This window comes from Rhizobium leguminosarum, from assembly GCF_019798305.1.
Lineage (GTDB): Bacteria > Pseudomonadota > Alphaproteobacteria > Rhizobiales > Rhizobiaceae > Rhizobium > Rhizobium leguminosarum_U.
The window spans coordinates 130,966-146,595 of record NZ_JAAXDD010000003.1 but is presented as its reverse complement, the minus strand read 5'-3'; the positions used below and the strand labels follow the sequence as shown (position 1 = coordinate 146,595).

13 protein-coding genes are annotated in these 15,630 nt (G+C 62.0%); 8 read left to right on the top strand and 5 right to left on the bottom strand.

Translation table 11 applies throughout. The annotated features are described in order from the left end of the window. Positions 1–40 precede the first annotated feature (40 nt). From treY to cueR, 3 genes are all read left to right on the top strand, one after another. On the top strand, positions 41–2,650 hold the full coding sequence (gene treY, locus HFO99_RS06625) for a malto-oligosyltrehalose synthase (protein WP_222360080.1): 2,610 nt from the start codon (positions 41–43) through the stop codon (positions 2,648–2,650). A gap of 105 nt (positions 2,651–2,755) precedes the next feature. Next, entirely contained in the window at positions 2,756–5,281 is a 2,526-nt protein-coding gene (locus HFO99_RS06620; RefSeq protein WP_222360078.1) for a heavy metal translocating P-type ATPase, read from the top strand. Positions 5,282–5,290: 9 nt separating this feature from the next. Then, positions 5,291–5,680 carry a Cu(I)-responsive transcriptional regulator gene (gene cueR, locus HFO99_RS06615; protein WP_222300661.1) on the top strand — a complete coding sequence of 130 codons (390 nt, stop codon included), beginning with the start codon at positions 5,291–5,293 and terminating at the stop codon, positions 5,678–5,680. Positions 5,681–5,699: 19 nt separating this feature from the next. Here cueR and HFO99_RS06610 read toward each other — a convergent pair whose 3' ends face one another. After that, positions 5,700–6,008: a hypothetical protein gene (locus HFO99_RS06610; protein WP_128403586.1), complete on the bottom strand. Its 309-nt coding sequence runs from the start codon at positions 6,006–6,008 to the stop codon at positions 5,700–5,702. A gap of 186 nt (positions 6,009–6,194) precedes the next feature. On the opposite strand from HFO99_RS06610, the gene HFO99_RS06605 reads away from it, so the two are divergent. Genes HFO99_RS06605 through HFO99_RS06595 form a run of 3 tightly spaced genes read left to right on the top strand, consistent with a single transcriptional unit; the run spans position 6,195 to position 8,219 of the window. After that, entirely contained in the window at positions 6,195–6,734 is a 540-nt protein-coding gene (locus tag HFO99_RS06605) for a sigma-70 family RNA polymerase sigma factor (RefSeq protein WP_128412070.1), read from the top strand. After that, positions 6,721–7,488 (top strand): anti-sigma factor family protein, encoded by a 768-nt coding sequence (locus HFO99_RS06600; protein WP_222360076.1) that lies wholly within the window; start codon positions 6,721–6,723, stop codon positions 7,486–7,488. Before HFO99_RS06605 ends, HFO99_RS06600 begins: the two co-directional genes overlap by 14 nt. A 20-nt stretch (positions 7,489–7,508) precedes the next feature. Continuing rightward, on the top strand, positions 7,509–8,219 hold the full coding sequence (locus tag HFO99_RS06595; protein ID WP_222333820.1) for a Bax inhibitor-1/YccA family protein: 711 nt from the start codon (positions 7,509–7,511) through the stop codon (positions 8,217–8,219). A gap of 120 nt (positions 8,220–8,339) precedes the next feature. On the opposite strand, the gene HFO99_RS06590 is transcribed toward HFO99_RS06595, so the two are convergent. The 4 genes from HFO99_RS06590 to repA all read right to left on the bottom strand — a co-directional run bounded on the left by HFO99_RS06590 (position 8,340) and on the right by repA (position 13,211). Further along, complete coding sequence (locus HFO99_RS06590) at positions 8,340–9,473, bottom strand: RHE_PE00001 family protein (protein ID WP_222360074.1); 1,134 nt, start codon at positions 9,471–9,473, stop codon at positions 8,340–8,342. A gap of 180 nt (positions 9,474–9,653) precedes the next feature. Next, entirely contained in the window at positions 9,654–10,868 is a 1,215-nt protein-coding gene (gene repC / locus HFO99_RS06585; RefSeq protein ID WP_222360072.1) for a plasmid replication protein RepC, read from the bottom strand. A gap of 154 nt (positions 10,869–11,022) precedes the next feature. Beyond that, positions 11,023–12,018: a plasmid partitioning protein RepB gene (repB, locus tag HFO99_RS06580; protein ID WP_222333824.1), complete on the bottom strand. Its 996-nt coding sequence runs from the start codon at positions 12,016–12,018 to the stop codon at positions 11,023–11,025. Continuing rightward, positions 12,015–13,211, bottom strand: coding sequence for a plasmid partitioning protein RepA (gene repA / locus HFO99_RS06575; RefSeq protein ID WP_222360070.1), 1,197 nt, complete (start codon positions 13,209–13,211; stop codon positions 12,015–12,017). Before repA ends, repB begins: the two co-directional genes overlap by 4 nt. A 202-nt stretch (positions 13,212–13,413) precedes the next feature. Between repA and cobF the strand changes: the two genes are divergently transcribed. Further along, a complete protein-coding gene (cobF, locus tag HFO99_RS06570) occupies positions 13,414–14,178 on the top strand; it encodes a precorrin-6A synthase (deacetylating) (RefSeq protein ID WP_222333825.1) in 765 nt (254 codons plus the stop codon). A gap of 71 nt (positions 14,179–14,249) precedes the next feature. Then, positions 14,250–15,629 (top strand): precorrin-3B synthase, encoded by a 1,380-nt coding sequence (cobG, locus tag HFO99_RS06565; protein ID WP_222360068.1) that lies wholly within the window; start codon positions 14,250–14,252, stop codon positions 15,627–15,629. Position 15,630: the final 1 nt, after the last annotated feature.

The following is a 15,630-nucleotide window of genomic DNA, read 5'->3' as shown; positions in this document are numbered from 1 at the left end:
AACCGTTGGGGACAATCTCCTTCCAACGTCAGACGGCCCCATGACACTTCCGACAGCGACCTACCGGATCCAATTCCGCAACGGCATGACCTTCGATCGCGCCTGCGGCCTCGTCCCCTATCTCAAGACACTCGGCATCAGCCACCTCTACGCCTCGCCGATCTTCACCGCCGTCAGCGGTTCGACCCACGGCTATGACGTGACAGACGCCAACGAGGTCGACCCGGCGCTCGGCGGCCGGGCCGGATTCGAGCGGCTGACGGAAAGCCTCGCCTCCTCAGGCATGGGACTGATCCTCGACATCGTGCCGAACCACATGGCGGCCTCGCCGGAAAACGGCTGGTGGCGCGACGTACTGATATTTGGCCGGCAGAGCGCCTATTTCAGCCACTTCGACATCGACTGGAGCGAACCGCTGACCCTGCCGCAGCTCGGTCAGGATTTCGAGGGAGCACTCGCCGGTGGCGAGCTGCGCATCGCGCTCGACGAAACGCACGGTAACTTCGCGTTCGGTTATTTCGAGACGCTGCTGCCCATGAACCCCGGAAGCTACGAAGCGATCGCAAACCGGCTCGACGATCCGGTTGCCACCAGAATGGCGGAAGCTGCGGCCGTCACCTCCGGCGAGAATTTCAACTGCGCGATGCGCGATATCCTCTTCGAAGGCGGCGATCGGGCAGTCCTCCAGCAGAAGCTCGATGACGTCTCGGCCGATCGCGATTTCATGAGAAGCCTGCATGAGGCACAGCATTGGCGACTGATCCACTGGAAAGCGGCGGCGCGACATCTGAGCTATCGCCGTTTTTTCGAGGTGACCGGACTGGTCGGCACCCGCGTCGAAGATCCCCCTGTGTTCGACGACATGCACCGACTAGTGATCGAGCTGGTGCGCCATGGCAAGGTGCAGGGCCTGCGCATCGACCATGTCGATGGGCTCGCCGAGCCTAAGGCCTATCTCGACAGGTTGCGGGAGGCGGTGGGACCGGACACCTATATCGTCGTCGAAAAGATCCTTGGGGCTAGCGAGGTCCTGCCGGAGAGCTGGCCGGTTGCCGGTACCACGGGATATGAATTCATCGCCGCACTAAGCGAGCTGTTCATCGACGCCGGCGGCCTGCGCATATTGGACGATGCCTATCGCAGCATCGCCGGCGAGACGGGTGATCTCGAGGCGGGCCGGCGAATTGCCAAGCAACTGATGGTCGACCGCAATTTCGCTGGCGAGACCGGCAGGCTGGTGTCGATTGCGGCAGGCATCTTTCCCGAGCTAAAAACAGACGAGATCGCCACCGCGCTCAGCGAACTGCTGATCACCTTTCCCGTCTACCGCACCTATGGCGATGGCGGCCCGCTTTCCTGGCAGGATTCAGCGGTCCTTGCGGCGACCGCCTCGCAAGCCATGGCGCGGCTCGATGATCGACGTGCATGCGACCATGTGCTGAAGCTGCTCGAAGGCAAGGTCGAAGGTGATGCGGCCCACGAGTTCCGCATCCGCTTCCAGCAATTGAGCGGGCCGGTGATGGCCAAAGCGACCGAGGATACGCTGTTTTATCGCTACAACAGGCTGCTTGCCGCAAACGAAGTGGGCGGCGAACCGGGCAAGGCGCCTGGCGGCCCGGAGGAATTCCACCGCCGCATGGCCGAGCGAGCGCGGCTGCAGCCGCATGGGCTTTCGGCAAGCGCCACCCACGACACCAAACGCGGCGAGGATGCGCGTGCAAGACTTTATGCGCTGAGCGAGGGCGCGGATGTTTTTGCACAGGCGGTCGGGCGGTGGCGCGAGATGAACGGGCCGTGGCTTAAGGATCTGCCGGAGGGTGCCGCGCCGGAACCCAATGTCGAATGGATGCTCTATCAGGCGCTGGCCGGCATCTGGCCGGAAGATTTCGACAGAGGACAAACGGAAGAACTCCGCGAACGCTTCACCGATTACGCGGTCAAGGCGGTGCGAGAGGCGAAATTACGCAGCGGCTGGACAGAGCAGGATGCCGCTTACGAGGAAGCGGTCGCAGCCTATGCCGCGGCGCTGGTCTCGCCTGAGAATAACCTCTTTCTCGAGGATTTCGAAAGGGTGCTGCAGCCTTTCGTCGCGGCGGGTTACCTCAACAGCCTGTCGCAGACGCTGCTCAAGCTGACATCTCCCGGCATTCCCGATATCTACCAGGGTGCCGAAAGCTTCGACTTCAGCCTCGTCGATCCAGACAACCGCCGACCGGTCGATCATGAGCGGCTGAAGGCATGGCTTGATGAAGCCGGACCGATCGCCAAGCTGCAGGCGGCGGCGCTGAAGCAGCGCCTCGTCGGGATCGGCCTGCAGCTGCGCCAGCGGCAGGCGGAGCTCTTTGCTGGAGGCGACTATCTGCCGCTGAAGGTGACGGGCGCCCGGCGCGACCATGTGCTTGCTTTTGCCCGGGTGCAAAAGAGCGATTTCGCAATCATCGCAGCCCCGCGGCTGATGTTCGGATGGCTCGATCCCGGCGTGCTATTTGCCGGCCCGGAATTCTGGGAGGATACGGCGATCGCCGTCCCCTCCCCGCTTCACGGTCTGAAGGCGGATCTGCTGACCGGAAAGACGATCGAGCCCGGGGGCAGCATTTCGGTCGCCGCCCTGCTCGGGAGCCAGCCCGTTGGGCTGATCATCCCGATCTGAGGATTAGCCGTCGCAAAATCGAATCCATGAAAATAGTGCTTGACCTTCCAGTCGCTGGAAGGTGGATAAGCCTATCGAACGGCCCTCCGGGCACAGGAGATAGTCATGGATATCAAGCACGAACACGATCACCATCACAGCCACGCCGATGGCGACGATCATTGCCATTGCGGACATGATCAGGAGAAGGCTGCCGATGTCATGATCCGTGATCCTGTCTGCGGCATGACCATCGATCCGCAGGCCGGCAAGCCCTCGCTCGAGCATGAGGGCCGCACCTATCATTTCTGCTCCGAGGGCTGCCGGACGAAGTTTGCGGCGGCACCCGAGGATTATCTGACCGCGAAGGACCCCGTCTGCGGCATGACCGTCGATCGCTCGACGACGAAGCACTTTCTGAAAGTCGACGGTGAGAAATTCTACTTCTGCTCGGCCGCTTGCCAAGCGAAGTTCGAAGCCGATCCTTCAGCCTATCGCGACGGCAAGCGCCCGCCGGCAAAGCCGGCACCTAAGGGCACGCTCTATACCTGCCCGATGCATCCCGAAGTCGTCAGCGACCGTCCCGGCGACTGCCCGAAATGCGGCATGGCGCTGGAGCCGATGGGCTTTCCGCCCGCTGACGAAGGTCCGAACCCGGAACTCGTCGATTTCGTCAGGCGGCTCTGGATCAGCGCCACCCTTGCCGTGCCGCTGCTGGCGCTGAGCATGGGGCCGATGTTCGGCCTGCCGCTTCGCGAAACGATCGGCGAGCCGCAGGCGAGCTACATCGAACTGCTGCTGGCAACGCCGGTGGTGCTCTGGGCGGCCCTGCCGTTCTTCCGCCGCGCATGGGCGTCTCTCGTCAACCGCAGCCCGAATATGTGGACGCTGATCGGTCTCGGCGTCGGCACCGCCTATGTCTACAGCGTCGTCGCCACGCTTGTACCAGGCATCTTCCCGATGAGCTTCCATGGCCATGGCGCGGCCGTGCCAGTCTATTTCGAGGCGGCGGCCGTCATCGTCGCGCTCGTCTTCGTCGGTCAGGTGCTGGAATTGAAAGCGCGCGAACGCACCGGCTCGGCAATTCGCGCTTTGCTCGATCTTGCGCCGAAGACGGCGCGGCGCATCGATGCCGACGGCAGCGAAAATGACGTGCCGGTGGACGATATTCAGGCCGGTGACCGGCTGCGCGTTCGCCCTGGCGAGCGGGTGCCGGTGGATGGCTCCGTCCTCAAAGGCCAGTCGATCGTCGACGAATCGATGATATCAGGCGAGCCCTTGCCTCTGGAGAAGTCGAAAGGCGACCCGCTGACCGGTGGCACGATCAACAAGAACGGCACCTTCGTCATGGCTGCCGAAAAGGTCGGCGCAGACATGGTGCTGTCGCGCATCGTCGACATGGTCGCCAAGGCGCAGCGCTCGCGAGCGCCGATCCAGGGCGCGGTCGACCGGGTGTCGGCCGTCTTCGTGCCGGCGGTGGTCGCTGCTGCCATCCTTGCCTTCCTCGTCTGGGCCGCGATCGGGCCCGAGCCGCGCATGGCGAATGCACTGCTTGCCGCCGTCGCCGTTCTGATCATCGCCTGCCCCTGTGCGCTCGGCCTTGCGACGCCGATGTCGATCATGATCGCCACGGGGCGCGGCGCCCAGGAAGGCGTGCTGATCAAGGATGCCGAAGCGCTGGAGCGCTTTTCCAAGGTCGACACGCTGATCGTCGACAAGACCGGCACGCTGACTGAAGGCAAGCCGAAGCTTACCGACGTCGTCGCCTTCGGTGGCGTCGGGGAAGACCGTCTGCTGTCGCTGGCGGCAAGCCTGGAGCGCGGCTCCGAACATCCGCTGGCCGAAGCGATCGTTTCCGGCGCCGAGGAGCGCGGCGTCCCCTTCGTCGAGGTCACCGGTTTCGAGGCAAAGACCGGCAAGGGCGTTCAGGGCCGTGCCGGCGATACGACGGTAGCGCTCGGTAATACCGCGATGCTCACCGATCTCGGCATTGATCCAGCCGCGCTTGCCGAGAAGACCGAAGCCCTGCGCGGCGACGGCAAGACGGTGATGTTCGTGGTCTTCGACGGCGCGCTTGCCGGTCTCGTCGCCGTTGCCGACCGCATCAAGCCGACGACAACAGCCGCCATCAAGGCGCTGCACAACAGCGGGTTGAAGATCATCATGGCGACCGGCGACAACGAGCGCACGGCACGTGCGGTGGCAAAGAGCCTCGGTATCGACGAGGTGCGCGCCGATGTGCTTCCGGAAGGCAAGAAGGCGCTGATCGACGAGTTGCGTGCCAAGGGCGCGATCATCGCCATGGCCGGCGACGGCGTCAACGACGCGCCGGCGCTCGCCGCCGCCGATGTCGGCATCGCCATGGGGACCGGCGCCGACGTCGCGATGGAAAGCGCCGGCATCACATTGGTGAAGGGTGACCTGAACGGCATCGTCAGGGCGCGACGGCTGGCGGAGGCGACGATGCAAAACATCCGCCAGAATCTCGGCTTCGCCTTCGGCTATAATGCGCTCGGCGTGCCGATCGCGGCCGGCGTGCTCTATCCGATCTTCGGGCTGCTGCTTTCGCCGATGATCGCCGCAGCAGCAATGAGCCTCTCGTCCGTTTCGGTCATATCAAATGCGCTGAGACTGCGCTTTGCAAAATTATAGGAGATGGCGATGAATATTGGCGAAGCATCGGAACGGTCCGGCCTGCCTTCGAAGACCATCCGCTACTACGAGGATATCGGCCTCATCCGCCCCGAAAGGGGCGGAAACGGCTATCGCGACTATGCCGCAACCGACGTCCACAAGCTGCGCTTCCTGCAGCGCTCGCGCGGTCTCGGCTTTTCCGTCGAAGAATGCCGGCAATTGCTGGCGCTTTATGAGGACAAGGACCGGGCGAGTGCCGACGTCAAGGATATCGCTCAGACAAAGCTTACCGAGATCGACCGCAAGATCCGCGAGCTGACGGAACTGCGCCGGACGCTGGAGCACCTCGTGCATGCCTGTCACGGCAACGACAGGCCGGACTGTCCGATCCTCGAAGAGCTTTCGGACGGCGGCTGACCATTTCAGGCGACCTGCATCAGGACAGCTGTGGCATGTTCTGGTTGGCTGCCTGCGCCGGTTGAGCCCGCTCGTCGGGCTCCTCGTCTTCGCCGTCGTCCAGCACCCCGTCATCCAGCCGATGCTTGATCGCCAGCGCGTAGATCACGTCGAGAATATTGCGGTCTCTGAGATGAGGATCCATCAGGGCGAGAAGCGAGGCCCGGACGATCTTCTTGCTGGTGGCCTTCGGACAACGCGCCTTGACGAAATCATAAAGTGCATCATCCGTCAGCCCTTCCATGGCGCCGTCCACGAGAGCTTCGTAGACCCGCTTCTTTTCCTTCATTCTTTATTGTCCCCTGCAAATCAGCGGCGTCATGATCTGTCATGTAATTGTCATAAACAATTGGGGATTTGAGGCGCCTGCCGCTTGAGAAGACTATTTTGATGATGATCCGGCCAAGATCTTCGGCCCGCATGATTTTTTTACGTCCGCGGGAATAAAACCCGCCGCACGCGCGTATACTCAAGCATGGAACGCAAAGAACGCCCCTTCGACGTCATCGGACAGCTTGCAGCGCTGAGGCGCTACGCTCGCTCGCTGGTGCGCAATTCGGATGAGGCGGAGGATCTGGTGCATGATGCGCTGGTGCGCGCCTTCGAAAAGCGAAAGAGCTTCCGCAGCGGCGGCAACCTGCGCACCTGGCTGCTCTCCATTCTGCACAATGCCCATATCGATCGTCTTCGCCGGCACCGATCGCTGACGCGCCGCCACGATGAGGCGGCTGTCGAAGCCGAGCAGTCACTGCCGGCCGGCCAGGAACATGCCGTGCGCCTGCAGCAGGTGCGCAACGCCTTCTTCGACCTGCCGGAGGAACAACGTGAGGCGCTGCATCTCGTCGCGATCGAAGACCTTTCCTACCAGGAAGCCGCCCAGGCGCTCGGCATTCCTGTTGGGACGCTGATGTCGCGCATCTCCCGCGCGCGCGCTCAACTGCGCGAATTCGAGGAGAAGACGCCGCGGGTTTCGCATCTGAGAATCATCGGAGGGAACGGCAATGAAAGCAATTGATCCGATCCTCGATGCCGACCTTAACGCCTATGTCGATGGCGAGCTCGATATCGCCCGTCGCATCCAGGTGGAATCCTATCTTTCCGAGAATCCGGCGATTGCCGCCAAGGTCATGGCCGACCTCAGCGTGAGGGGCGAACTGCGTCTGGCGCTGGCCGGCGAAAGTGCCTTTGGCCGCCCCGAGACCCGCGATGCCGCCCGCCGGCTGGAACGTGGCCTTTCCTATGGCCGTATCTTCCATTCGATGCAGCGCGTTGCCGCCGTCGGCATTCTGATCGCCGCCGGCTGGGTGGCGCACAATTCCTTCGGCGCCTTCTCGGCGACTGAGGTGGCGGCATCGGTTCCAGCGCCCGCCTATGTCGAGGATGCCGTCCGCGCCTATCAGACCGCGGCTCTCCGCCAATCGATGCCTCCGCAGACGCCTGCCACCTATAGCGCCGACGATATTCGCGCCGCCACCGCGATCGTGATGCCCGAACTGCCCAGGGATTGGAAGGTCGCCGACGTGCAGATCTTCCCGTCCGACTTCGGCCCCAGCGTCGAGATGGCGATCGAGCAAGCAGATGGAAAGCAACTGTCGCTTTTTGCCGTCCGTCCGGGCGCCTTCGAGGTCAAGCCGGTCAGTCATCTCACGCTGGAAAAAGCAGAAGCCGCCTATTGGCAGATCGGCGAGGTCGCTTATGCGCTGATCGCCGACGATAGCGGCCTCAATCTCGACCAGGCGGCCGAACGGCTCGCCCGCTCGCTCTACTAATTCAAACCGAGGAGATCAGCATGAACCCGATCAATCCCCGCTATGGCGCCGTCGCCGGCTCCCAGGCCCTCTTCGACGAAGGCCTGCGCCAGCATATGCTGCGCGTCTACAACTATATGGCTCTCGGACTCGTCATAACGGGCCTCGTCGCCTTTGTCGTCGGCTCGACGCCGGCACTCTACGTCCCGATCTTCGGCTCTCCGCTGAAGTGGGTGGTGATGCTCGCCCCGCTCGCCTTCGTCTTCTTCTTCTCGTTCAAGATCCAGACGATGTCGGCCGGCACCGCCCAGATCACCTTCTGGGCCTTCTGCGCCGTGATGGGCCTGTCGCTCGCTTCCGTCTTCCTGGTCTTCACCGGGGCGAGCATCGCGCGGACCTTCTTCATTACCGCGACGATGTTCGGCGCCACCAGCCTCTACGGCTATGCAACGAAGCGCGATCTCTCGCGCATGGGCTCGTTCCTGATGATGGGCCTCTTCGGCGTCATCATCGCCGCTGTCGTCAACATCTTCCTGGGTTCGAGCGCCCTGCAATTTGCGATCTCGGTGATCGGCATCGTCGTCTTCGTCGGCCTCACCGCTTATGACACGCAGAACATCAAGGAACAGTATTCGGAAAACTACGATCAGGAATCGAACCAGAAGCTCGCCGTCTTCGGTGCGCTCTCGCTCTACCTGAACTTCGTCAACATCTTCCAGCTTCTGCTCAACTTCACGGGCGAGCGGGAATAGGGACTGCGCTTCTGGGGGCAAAGGAAGCGCAAGAGCGCCTGGTCTGCAGTCTGTGACAGGATGGCGGACTGGGTGCTCACCCAAAGGAAACGGCCGGGCCAACGCCCGGCCGTTTTCGTTTCAAATAATGCCCCAGGCGCGGTAGCGCCCCCGGCCGGTGATTTCACGAATGCCGATCTCATTGACGAGGTTCAGCGCACCGCGCGGTGTGATGCGCAGATGACGGGCGATCATCGCCGCCGAGACCATTGGCCGCGACAAGACGAAATCGGCAAGTTCCGGCAGGCTGCTGTTCGAACGGCGGCCACGGAAGCGCAACTCCATTTGCGTGCGCGCCAAGGTCAAGCGGTCGATTTCCTTGAGGCCGGCCACAGCGCCCAGGTGCATCGCCTCCAGAAAGGCTTGCAGCCGCGTGACGCGATCGCGTGCTCGACGACGCTCATGGCGCACCAGCTTCAGCCCGCCGTAAAAAGAAAACAGATGCGAGGCGACCTTGCCGCGGGCGCGTAGATGGCTTGCGACCAGAAGACCGCCCAGCCAGTGCTGCCGCCGCAACGGCTCGATCCTTTCCCAGGCTTCGAAGAGGATGATGGCGCCGAGAACCGGCGGCAAGCTATCGGCCAATGGCTGGACGCTTCGCCACTCCGCGAGCCGCTGTTCCTCGTCCCACTCGTCGTCACCGAGCAAGCCGAGAGGATCTTCGTTGCGCCTTGCCGGGGTAAGGGCAGCCGTCTCGCTTGGCGGCGTTTTCCCCGTATGGATATCGAGCAGCTTCTGCGAGCGGGCAAGAAGCGCATCGATCTCCGCCATCTCGGCAGCGAGCGGCCCGTCTTCATGCTCGCCCTCCTCGTCGGTGTCGACCGGACCTGCGGGGCTCGTCGCGTCTGGCACTTTCCCCTCCCCTTCCCCGCCGGGCGCAGTCAGCGTCGCAAGACCCGCGACACCGAGTGCCCAGGAGGGTTCGCCGGTCCAGATGCGCCGACGTGCCCGCAGCACGGAATGGGCGATCGTCAGTTCGTGGGTAGGAGCGCGGCTATCCATATGCGCATCATGTAAAACGAGGTCCTCGACATGAACGAGTTCGCCGGCCACCCAGAGCGCGCCGGCGGCGTCGAAGAAATGGCTGCGTTCGGCAAATCCCTCGCCGACCGGCGAGCGCAACACACGTTCGTCCAGCCGCGCCACCGCATCCTCCGCCGCGGCAATGGCTGAAAGCAAGGTTTGAAGCATTGCACTGTCAATATCGTAGCCCATTGTTAAGCTTTACAGTTTTTCACAAATGGAAGCAAACCGAATGTTTCCTTCCGCCATGTATGACATGGTTAACAGTGTCGTTCAACAAAACTGCGGGAAAGGAAGCCGTCAAGACGTCTGATCGACCGGCCGCATATGCTTCTAACCGTCGCAGCTGGCGTGAAGCTTTTTCATAGCCGTTCATCCGGTTTTCCTCGCCGTCGGACCATTTGCCCGCATCAGCGCCATCAGCATCGGGCCGAGCGAGAATTCGCCACGCTCCGCCCGCCGCGTCAGGTCACGCAGGTAGCCGCCGGCAGAGTTGATATGTCCGCCCCTTTCCAGAATGCAGGCGATCACCGTGGCGGCGTTTTCCGGCCCCATGACATCGCAGGCCAGTTGATAGGCGCTCGGGCTGACGCCAAGCGTGGAACGGACGAGGACGGCTGCGGCCATCAGATCCCGCCAGCTGCCAATGCCGCCGCCCGGGCCATAAGCGACGATCTCCGGGCAGGACTGCAGAACCATGGCAAGGGGGAAGGATTTCGGCGGCTCCCGCCACGGCTGCGGTTCTTCCTCCAGCTTTGCGCCCTGCTTCGTTTCGAAGCTTGGTTCAAGTTCAGATATGGGGTTTGGGTTTGAATTATGTATGTGCCGACCGTTTTGGTTATCATTGGCGTCTGTTTTTTCTGTTTTCGACTTCGATTCCAGCGTCTTGACGATCAATTCCCGGAAAGCTTCGAGATCCGCCAGCAGGCTTTCCATCTCGGCGGTCGACGGGCGGCGCGGCAGGCTAGCGGAAAGCAGATTGAAATGCTTCTGCATGTCGATCCATTCGCCGGCAATTTCCTCCTCCAGCGCGATCTCGATGAGCTTGGTGATGTCACGCCGGCAAAGTGTCAGGCGCTCTCTCAGGCGCTTCCATTCGCGTTTGGCGGCCATCACCTGAGCCGCCTGCGCCTCGATCTCGCGAGCGCGCACCAGGAGCGGCGCCAGGCTGAAGCCAAAGGCCTCACCAAGCCCGCCCTCGCCATTGCGGCGGGCAAAACGCTTCCCGTTCGGGCTATCTCGCCGGATGATCAGGCCGGCTTCCACCAGCATCGCCAGGTTTCGCCGCAGCGTCGTGCCGGCCATGCCATGCGTACGCAGCGACAGCTGCTCATTCGATGGGAAGACGACGAAACCGTTGGCCTCGGCAATCTCGTTCTTCGGGTAGAAGGTCAACAGCGCGTTGAGAACAGCCAGGGCACGGTCCGATACGCCGACCATGTCCTTTGCTTCGCAGAGCGCACGAAATATCTTCCACTTGTCGACCGATGCGTCCGGATCGACCTTGCTGGCGTTTTCCTGGCTTGCCAGCATGCCAAGCGTCATCGCTCGCCGCCCAAAGGGCGTCGATACATATTGAGGCTCCATGTCCCTCACCTTTTTTCAAGGCAAAAGAAACCTACCACCCAAAGGGATGCCGAAGACGCTTGACAGTGATTCGAGGAAGTGCGATTCTCAGATTGTCCAGATATGAGAAAGGCTTCCGCGACGGCAACGTTCGGAGGCTTTTTTCTTTTGCGGCCTACTCTCCTGCTTGCAACTTGCCGGCCCGATAGGCTTCGTAAAGCTCATCGAGACGGCGTGAAATGTAAGCGCCGAAATCCGGCGCATCGCCGGTCTTCAACGCGATCGTGAAGGAATTGCCGGCGCTCTTGATTCGGCCGGCAATCTTGCCGCCGCTCTTCGGCTTCCAGTCAAATTCCGTGGATTCGGGCTTCGCCTCTTTCTTGGCGAGCTCGGCAACCAAAAGCTCGAAACGGCGGTCGCTCTCTTCCGCCATGAAACTTCCCGAGGCAATGAGCTTCGCAAGCCGGGCGGCCGTCATCCCATTCCAATCCTGGGCTAGAGCCATCCACCGGCGTCGCCCGATGCCGGGTGCGGCTCCGACCGACCTGACGATCTCGGCGGGAATAGCTCTTGCAACGGATATCAGCTTCGATAGCTCCGTCTTGTCCGTCGACAGCGCTTTCATGATGACCGGGCGCTCAAAACCCTTGAGCTCGAGATTGAGGGCAAAGACGGCGCGCTCGATATAGGAAAGGTTCCGGCGCGCCGAATTCTCGATGCCCTGCGCGATGACGACATCGGTATCGTCGAGCTTGCGGACGATCGCCTGCACCTTGAGGCCGAGCAGCTTGACCGCCTGCAGACGGCGATGGCCGTAGGCGATCTGGTAGCGATCCTCATCATTGGGATGGCGGCGAACGAGGATCGGCACTTCCTGGCCGTTCTCGGCAATCGACTGCACCAACTCGTCCTCAATATCGAGGGGCTGGTCGACAAGGCGGTCGCGGACGAAGGAGGAATCGATCAGATCAGGATCGAGCTCGACGATGCGTTCACCGGAGAGCAAAGCCTCCTGCATCGCCCTGCTCTCTTCCTCCATGCGGCCAAGGGTCAGCGCCATCGTCCGAACCGGCCCAGCCGATCCGCGCGAAGATGGTTCCTCGTAGTTGGCCGCGGCCAACTCCTGCGCCGTATCGTCGAAAAGACCTTTCAGGCGATCGCGTCTGCTCATGCTCGACCCCAGGCTTTGTGAATACCGGCGAGAACCTCGCTGTTGGCGGCATTGACCGATTCCAGCGCCCGGTCATAGGTCGAGCGGCGCACCTGCCCCTTCTCGATCTCGTAGAGCGTCTGCTTGGTCAGGCCGACATCGGCGATCGCCGTCGATTTGAGAATGGTCGCCGTCAACACGTCATCACTAAAAAGACTGCGCAGTAGCGCAACGATCTGCGACTGCGGCGCATCGAAGGGTTCGTGACGAGTGACAACATATTTGATGAAGTCGTGCTGCAGGTCGCCGCCGGCCTTGCGTACGACGGAAAGCAGATCCGAAGTCATCAGCAGGAACTGCGACATGGAAGCGACGTCGACCATCTGCGGATGGATGGTGATGAGCAGCGATGTTGCGGCGCAGACGGCGCCAAGCGTGAGGTAACCGAGCTGCGGCGGGCAGTCGATCACCACGATGTCGTAATCCGCCTCGACCTCGGCAATGGCAACGCCAACGCGACGGAAGAACAGCTCGCCCGCTCGCTGCCGGTCGTTCAGTGCCCGTGGCGTCTCATGCTCGAACTCCATCAATTCGAGATTGCCCGGCACCAGATCCAGTCCGTCGAAATAGGTCTTGCGGACGATCTCCTTCAGCGGCTTGCGGCCCTCATCATAGCGAATTGCGCCATAGAGCGTATCGCCTTCGGAAAGATCGAATTCGGGCTGAACGCCGAGCATAGAGGAAAGCGAAGCCTGCGGATCGAGATCGATGGCAAGCACCCGGTAACCCGCCAGCGCCAGATACTGCGCCAGATAGAGCGTCGTCGTTGTCTTGGCTGAGCCGCCCTTGAAATTGGTGACGGCAACCGTCTGCAGCTTTTCACCAGGGCGACGCCAAGGCTGATAGGAAAGGGCGTCCTTCGGCTTGAGCTTGGCCATATACTGGCGCAATTCGTTGATCTGGCCGAGCGTGTAGGAACGCCGGCCATTCTGGGCAAAATCTGGCTGCGGTCCCTTGCCATCCAGTGAAAGCTGGCGAAGATAGCCGTCCGAGACGCCGATCATCTGGGCCGCCTCGCCGGAGGAGAATGTTCGTAGCGTCTTTTGCGAGAGCGGCGGAAACAGCTTGTCGCGAAGGAGCTTCAGTTGCCGCGAAAGCTGGTTCGCATGCCGCTCGATCCGTACATCTGTCGTCGATACGCTAATGTTGTCCAAAACACCCAATCCTTTTCGATGCGCTTTTCTGTCAACATAGCGTCAAAAAGCGTATCGAAAGTGACACGATTCGGGATTTGCAGCAACAATAGGACCCAAGGTGCGCTGGGCGGCCCGGTTGGCCGCGGCCAACTCCCTGTCCCGCCCTTGCGGCGAGCCGGCTTTTTCGGCAAAACGCCAGGACTCACCGGGGAGCATCCGCTTGAAGCACATCCATATCATCGGTATCGGCACGGGCAACCCGGAGCACCTGACCATACAGGCGATCAACGCAATGAACGCGGTCGACGTGGTCTTCCTGCCGGTCAAGAGCGCCGGCAAGGAAGAGCTCGCCGAGATCCGGCGGGATATCTGTGAACGCTATATCACGCGGCCGGATGGCAGGATTTCAGAATTCGCGGTGCCGCAAAGGCAGACGGCGGACAAGACCTATGTGCAAAGCGTTGACGCCTGGCACGGCGAGATCGCCCGCATCTATGCAGCGCTGATCTCCGGTCTCCCGGATGAGGGCAGCGCCGCCTTTCTCGTCTGGGGTGATCCCAGTCTCTACGACAGCACGATCCGCATCATCGAACGCGTCCGCCAGGAAGGCAGCCTGGATTTCAATTACAGCGTCATTCCCGGCATCACCAGCATTCAGGCACTGGCGGCCAGCCACAGAATCCCGGTCAACCTCGTCGGCAAACCGATCGAAATCACTACAGGGCGCAGGCTGGCGCGGGACGGGCTTTTGTCCGACAGCACTGTCGTCATGCTTGACGGCGAACAGGCTTTTGCGACGATCGACGATCCCGACGCCGAGATCTTCTGGGGCGCCTATCTCGGTACCAAGGACGAGATCGTCAAATCAGGACGACTTGGCGACATCGCCACCGACATTCTGAGGCTCAGGACCGAGGCCAGGCAGCGGCACGGCTGGATCATGGACATCTATCTCCTGCGCAAGGGACGGGATTTCGAGGAATAGCGGTTCGAGGCCTTTCCATCAGCTTTGCCGGGTCGGCTGCGATCATGTAAGAAATGATCAGAGGATCGAAAATGAGCATTAAGGCCGCAAAGGCGAGCGACAGGACAGGCGAGGCGGATCTGCATGATCGCCCGGTGGTGGAGATGCGTAGGCGCGGCGCCTGCCCCGCCCTTGCCGCGCCCATGCCGACCGGCGACGGTTTGCTGGTCCGGCTGCGGCCGGCCGATGGCGCGTTGACGCTGTCGCAATTCGCAAGCCTTGCTCGCTCGGCCGCGGCCCATGGAAACGGCATTCTTGAAATCACCGCGCGCGGCAATCTGCAGATCCGCGGGCTGCGCGCCGAGACCGTCGGACAGCTTGCCGCCGATATCGATGCCGCCGGGATCACCGTGCCGGAGGGGCCGGCGATCGAGACATCGCCGCTGCACGGCATCGACCCGGAAGAGATAAGCGATCCGGCCGCGATGGAAATGGCCTTGCGCAGTACGCTCCACGATCTGCTTGCCTCGCCGCGGCTCGCGCCGAAACTCTCGCTTGTCGTCGATGGCGGCGGATCCTTCGGCTTGTCAGCACTGTCTGCCGATATTCGTGTCGTTGCTCAATCCCACACAGATTGGCTTGTCGCGATCAATGGCGACGGTGAAACTGCAACGCCAGTCGCGATCGGTCCTGCAGAGGCCGCGATATCGGCCGTCGGCGAAATTCTGAGCCTGTTGGCGACCTTCGGGCGGGGCAGGCGGGCAAGGGATATAGATCTGGCGCTTCTGCGGGTGCGTTTTCCCGCGATGGATGGCATTCGATCCATTGCGTCCCGCGCGGCAGGGCCGCTTGCCGGCTTGCACAGGCTTGAGAACAGCAAAACCATACTCGGCGTCAGGCCGGAATTCGGGCAGATGAGAGCCTCCGATCTGGTCGCTTTGCTTGACTTGGCAAAGGCCCGTGGCGCAACCGGCATCCGCCTTGCACCTGGTCGCGGTTTCTACCTCATCGGGCTTTCCGCCGATACAGTGCCGGCTATACAGATCGCCGCAGCTGGACATGGCTTCAGCACCCAGCCCGGCGAGAACAGTGAGCATATCGCCGCCTGCGCCGGCGCCGGCGCCTGCGGCTCCGCCTTTTACGAGACGCGAGCCCTGGCGCGCCGGCTCATTGCCGTAGCACCTGCCCTTTTCGACGGTTCGCTGACACTGCATCTGTCCGGCTGTCCTAAGGGCTGCGCTCATGCGCGGCCGGCGCTGACCCTGACGGGCTCGGCGGAGGGTTATGGCCTCATCCTCAATGGGCTTGCTGCGGATCTGCCGGACGAACGGATCTCTGGCGGTCGGATCGATTTCGCTATAGAGAGGCTCGCCCGGACCATCGAAGACAACAAAGACGCTGGCGAATCGACCGCCGCCTGCCTTACACGGCTTGGCGCAACCGGCGTTTCGAAGGCGCTGCGACAGGAATAGG

Bases quoted from the DNA above. Each gene is read 5' to 3' on its own strand.
- repB (WP_222333824.1), bottom strand. From the start codon at position 12,018: ATGAGCAGACGCGATCGCCTGAAAGGTCTTTTCGACGATACGGCGCAG.
- HFO99_RS06600 (WP_222360076.1), top strand. From the start codon at position 6,721: ATGAAAGCAATTGATCCGATCCTCGATGCCGACCTTAACGCCTATGTC.
- repC (WP_222360072.1), bottom strand. From the start codon at position 10,868: ATGGAGCCTCAATATGTATCGACGCCCTTTGGGCGGCGAGCGATGACG.
- cueR (WP_222300661.1), top strand. From the start codon at position 5,291: ATGAATATTGGCGAAGCATCGGAACGGTCCGGCCTGCCTTCGAAGACC.
- HFO99_RS06610 (WP_128403586.1), bottom strand. From the start codon at position 6,008: ATGAAGGAAAAGAAGCGGGTCTACGAAGCTCTCGTGGACGGCGCCATG.
- treY (WP_222360080.1), top strand. From the start codon at position 41: ATGACACTTCCGACAGCGACCTACCGGATCCAATTCCGCAACGGCATG.
- cobG (WP_222360068.1), top strand. From the start codon at position 14,250: ATGAGCATTAAGGCCGCAAAGGCGAGCGACAGGACAGGCGAGGCGGAT.
- HFO99_RS06620 (WP_222360078.1), top strand. From the start codon at position 2,756: ATGGATATCAAGCACGAACACGATCACCATCACAGCCACGCCGATGGC.
- HFO99_RS06605 (WP_128412070.1), top strand. From the start codon at position 6,195: ATGGAACGCAAAGAACGCCCCTTCGACGTCATCGGACAGCTTGCAGCG.
- HFO99_RS06590 (WP_222360074.1), bottom strand. From the start codon at position 9,473: ATGGGCTACGATATTGACAGTGCAATGCTTCAAACCTTGCTTTCAGCC.
- HFO99_RS06595 (WP_222333820.1), top strand. From the start codon at position 7,509: ATGAACCCGATCAATCCCCGCTATGGCGCCGTCGCCGGCTCCCAGGCC.